Source organism: Bradyrhizobium sp. ISRA442 (assembly GCF_038085055.1).
Classification (GTDB): Bacteria; Pseudomonadota; Alphaproteobacteria; order Rhizobiales; family Xanthobacteraceae; genus Bradyrhizobium.
Map to the genome: position 1 here is coordinate 49,942 of NZ_JALGCN010000012.1, position 12,633 is coordinate 62,574.

Genomic DNA, 12,633 nt, shown 5'->3' on the forward strand with positions numbered 1-12,633 from the left:
TTGCCGCTCTGGAAAGTTTGCTGCAATTGGGGCTCCGTACCCAAGGTGTTCCAACGAAACATTCGCCCTAGAATTCGCCTTAGGACAAGTGAGTCTTATAAGGCACGCCGCTCGCGAGCGAGCTTTGCCAGAGGTATTTGCAGCTTGTCTGACATGCGCGCCAACTCGGGCAATGATGACGCGCGCATCTTTCGCATGACTCGCCCGCGATGGACTTTAACCGTGATCTCGGTAATGCCAAGATCTGCGGCGATTTGCTTGTTTAGCCTGCCGCTCACCACACCGCTCATGACTTCTCTCTCGCGTGCGGTCAGACCGTGGTAGCGAAGCTCGAGTTCCGAAAGTTCTCGTTCACTGTTCAGCCGAGCAAGGTCCCGCGCATGGCCTTCAGCAATTGCATCAAGCAAATCCTGATCTCGAAAGGGCTTTGTCAGGAATTCGATGGCGCCGCCCTTCATGGCCCGGACCGACATTGGGATGTCGCCATGCGCCGTAATGAAAATGATCGGCAGTTGCCGCCTGGCTCGGCTCGAGAGCTCACTTTGCAACTCGAGTCCGCTTTGCCCGGGCATTCGAACGTCGCTGACCAAGCAGGTGGGACCTTCCGGCAAGTCGGCTTTCAAGAAATCGGCGACAGAGGAAAAAAGCTGCGTCTGAAAACCCACCGACCTGAGAAGGCTCCCCAGGCCTTCCCGCACGTCGGCATCATCATCAATGATGAACACGCTCGGACGTGGCTCACTCGATCGTTGCTTCACGATTCTTTCCCGACGGACGTTCTCACCGCGCTGCAAGTTTACCGCCTTTATCGCTTCAAAACCATCACGAAACACGTGGCGTCCGTTGATGGAACCCGATCCAGCTGCCGGACGGGGAAGCGCGAGGTTCGTTGCTGAGCCAGCTGTACGCCTGTCCGTTGAGGCGAGCTTCTAGATACACGTTCGTATAATCCCGCTGAGCCGCGTTTTCTCCTAACGTGGATCGTCTTCGGGCCAGCGAAGGATGACAAATCCTTCGTCCCTCTACAGCGGCGTTGCCGACATGCCAGTGCGAGAAAGGCAGCGTCTGATTGCGATTATTGACGATGACGAAGATGTTCGCCAAGCAATTCGCGATTTGATGCGGGCGCTCGGGTTTGCTGCTGAGGTGTTTTCCTCAGCGGAGGACTTCTTGCGGTCGTCCCACGCCGGTCGGGCGGCTTGTTTGATAGCTGATGTCAATATGCCGGGGATGAGCGGCCTTGATTTGTGCCATCACTTGTCGGAAGGCGGCAGGGCGATCCCGACGATTCTAATCACGGCTTATCCAACGGCAGACCTGCGGTCCCTCGCCCTTGCCGCAGGTGCTGTGCGATTTCTGACCAAGCCATTCCTTGAGGCCGATTTGATTGAAGGAGTTCAGGTTGCTCTAGGTCAGGATCGTTCGTAACGACTCGGGATCACCACCGAAATTTGGCTTCAGAATGAGCAGGTTCCAGATCGGGCCTTGTGCGTCGCCTATTTGCATCGATGAGCGGCTCAAGAATTCCGACGAGAGCGATCATGTTGCACCATGGTATGACATGTCGTGTTCGAAGGTATATGCGAGCCGACACGATGATGGAATAGAAGTGCAAGCGATCAACGCTAACTCTTCGTGGTATCAAACCAAGAGAGGAGAGCCTCATGAAGCTCTGTAGCACTTTCGCTTGCGCCGCCCTTGCGCTGATCGTCGGATCAGCCTTTGCACTGAAGTGCCATGCTGAAACCGTCACTCCTGGTGCTGATAAGGTGGCTTCCACCTCCATCGAGGTTTCGGACGTTAAAATTCCCGATACTCAATTGGCGCGCGACGCAGCTCAGATCATTCGCAGCGCCGAGGGCGATTTGCTGTTTCAACACTCCATGCGCGTTTATTGCTGGGCTGATCTAGCGGGAAGGCGCAAGGGTTTGACTTATGACCCGGAGCTCCTCTTCGTCGCGGCTATGTTCCACGACTACGGGTTGACGGCGGGTTATGGCGAGAGTCACCTGCGCTATGAAGTCGACGGAGCAAATGCCGCTCGCGCATTCTTGCAGGGCAAAGGCATTTCCGAAGCCGACGCTCAGTGGGTTTGGCTGGCGATCGCGCTGCATACGACAAACGGGATTTCCCCGCATCTCTATCCGATTGCAGCGCTTCTGGCCGAAGCGGCCAACATGGATCTCGTCGGGGCCGGCTTTAGCGACTTCACCCCGGAGCAGCGGATCGCCGTGGAGGCGGCTTATCCGCGCCAGCCACAATTTGCAGAAGGTTTCCTGCAAGCCCTCTACGACAGCCTCAAGCACCGCCCTGAGACCACCCAAGGCACTGGTCTTGCCGACGTCATGGCCTACAAGGACCCAAATTTCCACCGCAGGGACTTCAGCGGTCTGATGCGGAAGTCGCCGTGGGTTGCAGCACCGTAGCCGCGACGCGCTTGCTCAGGAGCGCCGCATGCCGTTTGGCACTGTGTCTGACGGCCCTAAGGCTCTGACGGGCGGTTGTCAGAAAACGACGTACGGCTGTCCTGATCCGTAGGATCGTGCTCGTTGTCCCGGGCGCGGCTCCTTGCGACATACGGATGAGCCCGTCCCATCAATCGTCCTGAACGGCCGACGGCAACCATGACGAACTGAGCGCAAGGAGCATGAGATGACCCCCAGCAGCATCGTTCCTCAAGTTGGTGAACAGCGAACTCATTCAACAATGATGGCCTGGCGCGTGCACGAGTTTGGGTCACCGGAGACCATGAAGTTCGAGCGCGTGCCACGACCCGAGCCAGGTCCTGGCGAGGTCCTGGTCAAGGTTGCGGCCGCTGGAGTTGGCCCATGGGATGGGTGGATCAGGTCCGGCAAGAGCGCTTTGCCGCAACCGCTCCCCCTCACTCTGGGCTCGGATCTGTCCGGCGAAATCGTCGCGATGGGACCCGGAGTCACCGAACTACGTGTGGGAGATCAGGTTTATGGTGTTACGAATCCGCAGTTTGTCGGGGCCTACGCCGAGTACGCTCTAGCTTCCGCGGGCATGGTCTCGAACAAGCCAACCTCGCTAACCCACGTTGAAGCCGCGTCCGTTCCTGTTGTTGCCGTGACGGCATGGCAGGCGTTGTTCGATCATGCCCAACTCAAGGCAGGGCAAACGGTCGTCATTCACGGTGCGGCCGGCAACGTTGGGTCCTATGCGGTTCAACTGGCCCATCACGCGCGTCTGCGAACTGTCGCAACCGCATCGACGGGCGATATTTCGGTGGTGCGCGATCTCGGCGCAAACTGTGTCGTCGATTACCGGACGCAGCGCTTTGAGGAAGAAGTACGCGACGCGGACGCTGTCATCGATCTGGTCGGCGGCGAAACCCAAACCCGCTCGATCCAGGTCCTTCGTCGCGGCGGCAAGTTGATCTCGGCAGTGTCCCGCCCGGATCAGGATCTTGCAAAGCGCTACGGTGTTGAAGCCACCTTCTTTTTGGTCGACGTCACGAGCCAATATCTGACGAAGATCGCTCGCTTAATCGATGGTGGAAAGCTGCGAACAAACGTCGGAGCAGTCTTACCTCTCGCGGATGCGCGCGAGGCTCATCTCATGCTGGAGCACGTGCGGCCTCAGCCGAAAGGAAAGATCGTGCTCGACGTCGGAGCGAGTTGATCGACTAATCCTCCCGGAGCTTGCCCCAAATCCGCAGCCAAACACCACAGCAACTCTCGAAAGGATGCAATCATGACCACGCCGAATTCCTCCAACGCTCTCATCATTCCCGACTCTCTGCTCGCGAAAGAGGCTACCGAGATCCTGCGCGAACATTCCACTGATCTGCTCTTCAATCACTCTATCCGGGTCTACCTGTTCGCAGCTGAGCAGGGTCGGCAGAGGAAGCTGCGGTTCGATTCCGAACTCCTCTACGTAGCTGCCGCTTTTCACGATCTCGGTCTCATCAAGAAGTTCTCGAGCCCAGACGAGCGCTTCGAAGTCGATGGCGCAAATGCCGCACGGCAGTTTCTCAGCACCCACAACATCGCTGAAGACCAGGTGCAGACCGTCTGGGAAGCAATCGCGCTGCACACCACTCCCGGCATCCCGAAGTACATGGGTCCCGAAGTCGCGCTCCTCAATTCCGGTGTTCTTCTCGATGTCATCGGGGTGGGGTTCGATCAGTTCCCGGCGGAGCTGCGCGAGGAAATCGTCGCCAAGTACCCGCGCACAAATTTCAAAGAAGGGTTCATTCAGGAGTATTTCGCCGGTTTTGCGCACAAGCCAGCGACGACGTATGGCACCGTCAACGCCGCTGTCTGCGAACGTTTCATCCCGGGGTTCAAGAGCCCCAACGCCTGCGACCTGATCGCTGCGTCGCCCTTCCCGGATTCCCAGCACAAGGCTCACCATCATGACTAGGACCTATCCTGTGCTCCAGGAGCTCGATCCCGGTCGCGCACAAGCTACCGGCGCCGATTCGCTGGCCTCTCTCATCTGGCTAACCCTCGGCGCTTTTGCCATCGGCACCGAGGGGTTCATGATCGCCGGGCTGCTTCCGGCCCTGGCGCGAGACCTGAACGTCGGATTGCCAGCCGCCGGTCATCTGGTCACCGCCTTCTCCCTCGCTTATGCCATCGGCGCGCCGGTCATGGCCGTTTTGACGGCCGGGCTGGAGCGGCGTCGGCTGCTGGTCGTCGCCATGGGCGGCTTCGCCCTGGGCAACCTGCTCGCTGCGCTGGCGCCGGGCTATGCCGGGCTGTTGGCCGCGCGGCTGCTGTTGGCCCTGTCTGCAGCAAGCTTCATGCCGGCGGCCAGCGGATATGCCGCCGCGCTGGGCGGTCCGGAGCGGCGTGGCCGTGCCCTGTCCACGATCACCACCGGGTTGACCTTGGCCATCATCGCTGGCGTGCCGCTGGGCGTACTGGTGGGGCAGGGTTTCGGTTGGCGCGCCACCTTCTTCGGCGTGGCGGGGCTGGCGGTGTTCTCGCTGTTAGGGATTCTCATCCGGCTGCCGCGCCAACGGCCTGGCGTCACGGCTGGCCTTGGTGAACGTCTGGCGCTGGCCAAGCGCCGCGATATCCTCGGGGTGCTGATGACGAGCGTGCTGACCGTGGCCGGCACTTTTACCGTCTACACTTATCTCAGTGTGTTCATAGCCGGCGTCGGCGGCCTTGGTCCGCAGGCACTGGCGCCGGTCCTGTTGGGCTTTGGCCTGGCCAGTGCAGTCGGCACCCAGCTCAGCGGCAGCGCGGCGGATCGTTGGGGCGCGCGCAGTGTCGTGATCGTTGGTGGGGGGCTTGCCCTGCTGGCCTATCTTGCTTTCTCGCTTAGCGCGGCCCTCGAGCCGGCGCGGGCAATGCCTGTCCTGCTGCCGGCCATCCTGATTTGGGGGTTCGCCAGTTGGGGGCTGATAACGGCGCAACAAGCGCGGCTGGTGACCTTGGCTCCGGCACTGGCGCCGATCAGTCTCTCGATGAATTCCTCGGCCATCTACCTCGGCAGCGCGATGGGTGCCGCGGCGGGCGCTGTGGTCATTGCCAATGGCGCGGTGGAGCGGCTCGGCTGGGTAGCTGCGGGATTCGCTGTGGCAGCTCTGTTGTCGGTGCTGCTCAGCGGCAGCGGCACATCAGGCCGAAGTGATGGCGGCGGCGATGCCTTCTCATCGGAAGCTTCACCATGACCATCTGTTCGTCTCTGCGTTCTGGTTTCAAGCAGTTGCGTGAACTCGTTAGAAGAGGAGGTGCGATGATGTCGATCAGTGGATTTGCCTATCGGATTGGTGCCGTATCAAACCCTCGAGGTATGTTTGCAAAAGCAGCGAGAGGAGCATTGCGGACGGCCGCCGTCCCGCTGATAGCAGCAGCGATCGCCCTGGGAGCCTCCCCGGCGATCGCGCAGGACCGGGAGCAGGTGAAAGTCGCCTTCGCGCACGCGCTGCCGAATGTCGAAGGAAAGAGGCTGGTTGCTGTGACGGTGACTTATCCTCCCGGAGCCAAATCGCTCGCTCATCACCACGCAACGTCAGCTTTTATCTACGCCTACGTGCTGTCCGGGACCATCCGTAGTCAAGTCGGCGAGGAACCCGCGAAGTTCTATCACGCAGGCGAGAGTTTTTATGAAATGCCCGGTTCACATCACAGGGTCAGTGAGAACGCGAGTGACAACGAGCCCGCCAGCTTGCTGGCGGTCTTCGTCGTGGATTCCAAGGACGAGCCCTTGACGACGCCAGACAAGGCGCCGGGATCACAATGATGGCGCGACGAGCTCGCCAATGGCCGTGACGGTGCTTTTGGGGAGCTGCAAGGACCACTTGGTTGGCGGCTACGCCAGCGAAACCAACCGCTAGAAGTCTATAGCCCCTGGTTGATCCCGGATGCGCGGATGCTCGTTCTGTTGCCTCCCGGATCGCGCCGGGTCTTTTACAGAGTCCGGACTACCTGCATAATAAGTCTCCTGGAGTGGGGAGGCCGTAGCAGGTGCCGGTACAAGCTGTCGCGATCGTCGTCTGTGAGGGAGTCCAGGCCCTGGACGTGGCGGGTCCGATGGACGTGTTCAGCGAGGCTAACACATTTCTCGGCAGCGCGGATCGCTACGAAACCGTGTTGGTTGCTGCTCACCGCGATCCGCTGCGCGCGTCGAATGGCATTCGCATGGTCGCCGACCTGACCTTCGAGGAGGCGGCGGGCGGCTTCGACATCGTTCTGGTGGCCGGCACTCCGACGCCGCCGGAAGCGGAGCCCGAATCGTGCCTGCTTCAGTGGGTCAAGGAGCTCCCATGGCGCTCCAGCGTCTATGGATCGATCTGCACAGGGGCTTTTGTCCTCGGCTATGCCGGACTCCTCGACGATCGGCGAGTCACGACCCATTGGCAGGATGCACAGGCGCTGGCGGCGAGATTCCCGAAGGCGAAAGTCGAGCCGGACTTGATCTATGTGCGCGATGGACGGCTGATCACCGCGGCGGGTGTGACGGCTGGGATAGATCTGGGCCTCGCGCTCGTCGGGCAGCGGCACGGCGCGGAAACGGCGCTCAAGGTTGCCAAGCGTTTGGTCGTGGTTGCGCAGCGCCAGGGCGGACAGTCGCAGTTCAGTCCCTATCTCACGGCACCTGCCGATCCGGAATCACCCATCGCACGCATCCAGGACCACGTCATGGCGAACATTGGGGATCGCCATACGCTGGAGTCGCTTGCCGTACTCGTCGGAATGAGCCCCCGGAATCTGGCCCGGCATTTCGGGCAGGTGACCGGGACCACACCGCACGAATTCATCGAGCGCGCCCGTATTGATGCCGCGCGCATGATGCTGGAAGCAAGCGACCGACCGCTGAAGGCCATTGCCTTCGATTGCGGCTTCGGATCGGCGGATCGGATGAGGATTGTCTTCAGCACCCGTCTGGGCGTGACCCCTGTCCAATATCGCGCCAGCTTCCGGCGAGCAGAACCGGAATAGCTCGCGAGCTACCCGAGCACGAAACTGCGGGTTCCTACTGCTCTGAAGGCTCCGAGCGGCCTTTTGTCAGGAAACGACGTACGGCTGTCCTGATCCGTGGCATCCCGCCTGTTGTCCGGAGCAGGGCTCTGTTGCCTAATCCCGACAACCAACCAGCGCGTTATCCAACCGAGGAGATTGCTCCATGTCTGAGATCATCGCCGGCATCCGCGTGCCTGACAGCGCCATCGCCCGCGCAGCCACGCAGCTCGTGCGCGAGACCGAAGACGACCTGCTCTACAACCATAGTCGCCGTGTCTTCCTGTGGGGCGCGCTCACGGGCGAGCGCCGCGGGCTGAAATACGACCCGGAACTGCTTTACCTCGGCGCCATGTTCCACGACATGGGCCTCACCGAGAAATATTCGAGCCCCGATCTGCGCTTCGAGGTCGACGGCGCCAATGCCGCCCGCAAATTCATGAAAAGCTACGGCGTGCCCGAGCGTGACATCGAGGACGTCTGGACTGCCATCGCGCTCCACACCACGCCCGGAATCCCCGAGCATATGCGCCCGACCATCGCGCTGGTGACCGCCGGTGTGGAGATGGACGTGCTCGGCATCGCCTATCACGACTTCACGCATGAACAGCGCGACCATGTCTGCATCCATCATCCGCGCGAGACAAATTTCAAGGAGAACATCATCGATCACTTCGCCAACGGCATCATCAAGAAGCCGCTGACGACGTTTGGAAACGTGAAGGCCGACGTCCTGGCGCTGAAGGACATGAACTATGTCCGTCAGAACTTTTGCTCGATCATCCTTGGCTCAGCCTGGCCGCACTGAGCGCTCGTTGCTCCGAACCGAACCGAGGAGGCCGAGATGGATACCAGCCGTGCGAGCATGTCCAGTCCTGAAGGAGCCGCCACCGGCACGGGTGAGGGAGATGTCGTTGCGCGGGGCCCGATCGATCAGATCTTGGCCGGGCGGTTTGCGTGCCGCGAGTTTTGCAACGCTCCAGTCCCGCGACGCACAATTGAGCAGATTCTCCGTATCGCGCGGTTCGCCCCCAGCGGTGCGAACATCCAGCCTTGGCACATCTACGCGCTGGCTGGCGCGGCCAAGGACAGAGTCTCGACGGCGCTGTTGGACGCGCACGAAAACTCGCGCGACGAGCACGTCTCGGAATACAAATACTACGCCAGCGATTTACCGGACCCGTACCTCAAACGGCGGCAAGAATTTGGTCGGTTGTTCTACGGATCGCTCGGAATTGCTCAAATCGATCTCGAGGCGAGGAGCAGACAAACCGCGAAGAACTACACATTCTTCGGCGCGCCGGTGGGATTGATCGTGACCATCGACCGTCGCCTGGAAGTCGGAAGCTGGCTCGACCTCGGAATGTTCGTGCAGAACGTGATGCTCGCGGCGGCGGGACGCGGGCTTCAATCGTGTCCGCAGGAAACGTTCGCAAAATACCATCGAATTTTGCGCCCGCTGCTGTCAATTCCGGCAGAGCAGATGGTGGTGTGCGGTATCTCGGTCGGGAAAGCCAAGGTTGAGCGGCCGGATAGATTGATGCCGCGGGCGGACATTGATGAGTTCGCCACGTTCGTAGGGTTCGAAACGTAATAGTCGAAGAGGAGAGATCACTATGGGAAGCCGAGAAGAACTGATTCAGCGCAGCATTCCGTTTCTCCGGGAAGTCAAGGACATGACGCCTGGCGCCAAGATGGAACGCTGGCTTAACGAGACATACGGCGAAAACAGCGCGCTTTACCAGGATCTGGCTCGCCTGATCAAAATCGGCGTCGAGGAGGGATGGGCGGCAAACCAGGAGGTGGACGGCCCGAATTACCGGCGCAGCCGCATCCTGGAGCCCACTCCCGAAACGTTCCAGTTCAGCATCACCGCCGTGTACATGAACAGCGCCGATCCGCACCGCTTCAAGGACGAAGACGATCACGACGTGTTGCGCGGACAGTATCACGGCCACCCCTATGGCGAACTCAACCTCGTGGTGCCCTTGAACAAGGGCGCGGAGTTGAAGGGATTGCAGGGCTGGCAAGGACCGGGGTGGACGGCGCCGGATCCGGGCAGCAGGCACTATCCCGAGGTCAGGGGCGGGGCGGTGATCGCGCTGTTCTACCTGCCGGCTGGACGCATTTCATACGATTTCAAGGCTCCGTCTGATCGGTAACGGAGCTCCGAGGTGGCTCGATACGATGGCCCCTCCGCTTTGGAGCAAAGGAAATGGCGCCAGTTTATCCGTAGAGGGTCAAGGCCGATGACCCGGTGCCGACCCAGCTGTCCGTCGGAAGGCGGAGCAACTCTCGTCACCGCGCGGAGTTCGGGCCGGCATTGTCGTCCACAGTCTCGACGTCGATCCGCAGAGCGACCGCGAGACCGTGTTCTTCGGCCCCGTTGGACAGCAGAAGCCGGCCGGTCCGTTGAACTATGGCTCGAGAAGGGTAGTCAATTCAGCTCCCTCATCAGCGACAAAGACGGCTATCAGTTCGGCCGGTTCGGTGTTGCTCGCGTTGGCGGAAACGAGATGCGTCGCGCCGGGCGGTTCGAAGAACGATTGCCCTACCTCGAACGTCTCCAGCGGGCCACCGCTCAGCTGTGAGCGGACCTGACCTTTGGTGATGTAGGCGGTCACCGAGCCGCCGTGGCGGTGCGGCGGCGTGAAGCCGCCTGGCCCGTAGCTGACGCGCACCGCCGTGACGCGCTTGCCCGGTACATTCGGCAGCGCGTGCGAGGAAATCACCTCAACCTTGTTGAGCGACGTGCCCGACGAAGACATCTCGGCGCACAGCGGCGCCGGGAATGCTGTTGTCGCGCTCATCGCCAGCGCAATGGTCTTAGCGATCCCGACCGCGCAGGCGAAGCCGCTGATAAGGGCCAGTGACAGCGGGTGCCAGTCGCGCTCCGCGAACGGCGCCAGGGCTGCGATTGCGATCTGCATGGGTTTCTCCTCCCTCAGGTCTTGACGTTTGGCGCGAACACGGACAGCGGCGCGGGATCGCGGCTCGGCGGCGGTGGGACCTTGCCGTCGACATCGGTGAAGCCGTATTCGGCCGCCAACTCCGAGGCGAGCAGGATTTGGCCGCTTTTGGCCATCACGCCGGGGTCGGCGGCGAGCGCGGCGACCGCGCGCCCGGCGAACACCGGCGTCTCGCCGCGCTCCGCAATCAGTTTGGCGAGCGCCGGCGGCACGCGGTCGGGCTGCGCCGCAAGCTTCTCGCTCTTGATGTAGCCGGGCCAGATCGAGACCGCGGCAATGCCGAACGGCTTCAGCTCATGCGCCATGTCGCGCGCCATCCGGTCGACGCCCGATTTCTGCACGCCGAACGGAACGTTGAACGTGTAGCGGACGCCGCCGCCCGAGGACGTATTGACGATGAGGCCGCGCTGCTGCGGCAGCATCAGCGGCACGGCGAACTGGCTGGCGACGAAATGCGAGCGCAGGCCGACGCGATGCATGGTGTCCCATAGCGAGGCCGGCACCTGCCAGAACGGGATGTTGACCGGCATCGCGTTCGGCGCCGCAAACACGTTGTTGACGAGAACGTCGAGCCGGCCGTGGTCGCGCCGGACGAGGTCGAACACCTCGCGCACCGCTGTATCGTCCGAGTGATCGCACAGGACGCCGATGCCGCGGCCGCCGGCTGTGTCGATCGCGGCGATGGTCTCGTCGAGCGAGCCCGGCCATTCCGATCCGCCGCTATTCCGCGTGCGCGCCGTGACGATCACGGTCGCGCCGGCTTCGGCGAGGCCGATGGCCACCCCCTTGCCGACCCCGCGGCTTCCTCCTGTCACCAGCGCGATGCAGTCCCCAAGCCGTCCCTTGGTCATGCGATTCCCCGATATGGCTTTCCTTGGAAGACAACTTGACAACAATCTTCCTAGGAAGATAGTAGGCCAAGAACGCCGGAGGCGTCAACCAGGGAGGTTTGCGATGATCACGAGGGAAGAGAACGAATTGCTGTGCCGCGTCACAGGCGACGCGCCGATGGGACGGATGCTGCGCCAGCATTACTGGCTGCCGGCAGTGCTCTCGGTGCGCGTGCGCAAGGGCGAGGCGCCGGTGCGGGTCAAGCTGTTCGGCCGCAATTTCGTGGCGTTCCGGGGCAAGGACGGCACGGTCGGATTTCTCGACGAGGCCTGTCCGCATCGTGGCGCCTCGCTTGCGCTCGCGCGCATCGATGACTGCTCGCTCACCTGCCTGTTTCACGGCTGGAAGATCCGCGCCAATGGCGCGGTGCTGGACGTTCCCAACGAGCCAAACAACCCGAAGGAGTTCGCCAAGACCGTCAAAGCGAAAGCCTATCCGACACGCGAGGGCGCCGGCTTGATCTGGGTCTGGCTGGGCGAAGGCGACGCGCCGCCCGCGCCGGACTTTGAATGGATGGATCTGCCGCCGGACCAGGTCTACGCCGCCGGAATCGAGCTGAAGGCGAACTGGCTGCAGGGCGTCGAGGCCACCATCGATTCCTCGCACGTCGCACTGCTGCACCAGAGCTGGACCGCGACTTCGTCAACCGACTTCGGCGCAACGCGGGTCAACACCGAAGTCGGCTACGAGTTCGAGAAGAAGCCCTATGGCTTCCGTGCTGCGGCATTGCGCACTGCGCCCGACGGATCGTGCCTCGCCCGCGTCACCGAGTTCGTGATGCCGTACTACGGCTTGATCGCGCCGATCTTCTCCGGACCCCAGCAGGATCGCACTGCGATCATCGCGGTGCCGATCGACGATGAGAACCTGATCCAGTGGTACATCTACTACAATCCGGAAAAGCCCGTGGATTCCTGGCGCAAGGTGCAGCGTGCCAACCAGTGGCCGATGGCCGGCGGCCTGCCGGGCGATCAATCAAACAATTGGGGCCAGAACCGCCAGATCATGGATGCCGGCAACAGCACCGGCTTCCATGAGATCGTCATCGAGGATTTCGTGGTTATGGTCAGCATGGGCCCGATAGTCGACCGTTCGCAGGAATATCTGTGCTCGGCGGACCAGGCGATCGTCAGGGTGCGTCGCCAGCTGCTCGACGAGGTGCGGGGCTTCATGGCGGGAAAGCCGCCGAAGAGCGGCCAAAGCGAGACCATGTCCTACAAGGACATCCGCGCGGTCGGCGGTCGGCTTGCCTCCGCCTCCGAGGATTGGCGGCAGATTCCCCGTTGACGGGATCGAAAGCGAAGGACGCGACTGCATGTCCGCGTCGATTTCCCAGC

General features: G+C 61.7%; 14 protein-coding genes. 11 read left to right on the top strand and 3 right to left on the bottom strand.

Annotated features, from left to right (window positions below):
• Nucleotides 1-95 precede the first annotated feature (95 nt).
• Nucleotides 96-758, bottom strand: a complete 663-nt coding sequence (locus MTR72_RS24295; RefSeq protein ID WP_341511397.1) for a response regulator transcription factor — start codon at nucleotides 756-758, stop codon at nucleotides 96-98.
• Between the two features lie 244 nt (nucleotides 759-1,002).
• On the opposite strand from MTR72_RS24295, the gene MTR72_RS24300 reads away from it, so the two are divergent.
• The 10 genes from MTR72_RS24300 to MTR72_RS24345 all read left to right on the top strand — a co-directional run bounded on the left by MTR72_RS24300 (nucleotide 1,003) and on the right by MTR72_RS24345 (nucleotide 9,598).
• The gene (locus MTR72_RS24300; RefSeq protein WP_445819628.1) at nucleotides 1,003-1,428 is read left to right on the top strand and encodes a response regulator transcription factor; all 426 of its coding nucleotides are present in this window, start codon (nucleotides 1,003-1,005) and stop codon (nucleotides 1,426-1,428) included.
• A 236-nt stretch (nucleotides 1,429-1,664) separates the two neighbouring features.
• Entirely contained in the window at nucleotides 1,665-2,426 is a 762-nt protein-coding gene (locus tag MTR72_RS24305; protein ID WP_341511252.1) for an HD domain-containing protein, read from the top strand.
• A 226-nt stretch (nucleotides 2,427-2,652) separates the two neighbouring features.
• On the top strand, nucleotides 2,653-3,642 hold the full coding sequence (locus MTR72_RS24310) for an NADP-dependent oxidoreductase (RefSeq protein ID WP_341511253.1): 990 nt from the start codon (nucleotides 2,653-2,655) through the stop codon (nucleotides 3,640-3,642).
• 72 nt (nucleotides 3,643-3,714) lie between these two features.
• Complete coding sequence (locus MTR72_RS24315) at nucleotides 3,715-4,386, top strand: HD domain-containing protein (RefSeq protein ID WP_341511254.1); 672 nt, start codon at nucleotides 3,715-3,717, stop codon at nucleotides 4,384-4,386.
• Nucleotides 4,379-5,647 carry an MFS transporter gene (locus tag MTR72_RS24320; protein ID WP_341511255.1) on the top strand — a complete coding sequence of 423 codons (1,269 nt, stop codon included), beginning with the start codon at nucleotides 4,379-4,381 and terminating at the stop codon, nucleotides 5,645-5,647. The genes MTR72_RS24315 and MTR72_RS24320 overlap by 8 nt, the downstream gene beginning before the upstream one ends.
• 149 nt (nucleotides 5,648-5,796) lie before the next feature.
• The gene (locus MTR72_RS24325; RefSeq protein WP_341511399.1) at nucleotides 5,797-6,219 is read left to right on the top strand and encodes a cupin domain-containing protein; all 423 of its coding nucleotides are present in this window, start codon (nucleotides 5,797-5,799) and stop codon (nucleotides 6,217-6,219) included.
• Nucleotides 6,220-6,443: 224 nt separating this feature from the next.
• Nucleotides 6,444-7,418 carry a GlxA family transcriptional regulator gene (locus MTR72_RS24330; protein WP_341511256.1) on the top strand — a complete coding sequence of 325 codons (975 nt, stop codon included), beginning with the start codon at nucleotides 6,444-6,446 and terminating at the stop codon, nucleotides 7,416-7,418.
• Between the two features lie 184 nt (nucleotides 7,419-7,602).
• Nucleotides 7,603-8,244 (top strand): HD domain-containing protein, encoded by a 642-nt coding sequence (locus tag MTR72_RS24335; protein WP_341511257.1) that lies wholly within the window; start codon nucleotides 7,603-7,605, stop codon nucleotides 8,242-8,244.
• 36 nt (nucleotides 8,245-8,280) lie between these two features.
• On the top strand, nucleotides 8,281-9,030 hold the full coding sequence (locus tag MTR72_RS24340; protein ID WP_341511258.1) for a nitroreductase: 750 nt from the start codon (nucleotides 8,281-8,283) through the stop codon (nucleotides 9,028-9,030).
• A 22-nt stretch (nucleotides 9,031-9,052) separates the two neighbouring features.
• Nucleotides 9,053-9,598 (top strand): 4-hydroxylaminobenzoate lyase, encoded by a 546-nt coding sequence (locus MTR72_RS24345; protein WP_341511259.1) that lies wholly within the window; start codon nucleotides 9,053-9,055, stop codon nucleotides 9,596-9,598.
• A 255-nt stretch (nucleotides 9,599-9,853) separates the two neighbouring features.
• Here the strand turns inward: MTR72_RS24345 and MTR72_RS24350 are convergent, their stop codons facing one another.
• Nucleotides 9,854-10,366, bottom strand: a complete 513-nt coding sequence (locus MTR72_RS24350) for a cupin domain-containing protein (protein WP_341511260.1) — start codon at nucleotides 10,364-10,366, stop codon at nucleotides 9,854-9,856.
• 14 nt (nucleotides 10,367-10,380) lie between these two features.
• The gene (locus MTR72_RS24355; protein WP_341511261.1) at nucleotides 10,381-11,256 is read right to left on the bottom strand and encodes an SDR family NAD(P)-dependent oxidoreductase; all 876 of its coding nucleotides are present in this window, start codon (nucleotides 11,254-11,256) and stop codon (nucleotides 10,381-10,383) included.
• A 103-nt stretch (nucleotides 11,257-11,359) separates the two neighbouring features.
• Here MTR72_RS24355 and MTR72_RS24360 point away from each other — a divergent pair, with 103 nt between their 5' ends.
• Complete coding sequence (locus tag MTR72_RS24360) at nucleotides 11,360-12,583, top strand: Rieske 2Fe-2S domain-containing protein (RefSeq protein WP_341511262.1); 1,224 nt, start codon at nucleotides 11,360-11,362, stop codon at nucleotides 12,581-12,583.
• Nucleotides 12,584-12,633 lie beyond the last annotated feature (50 nt).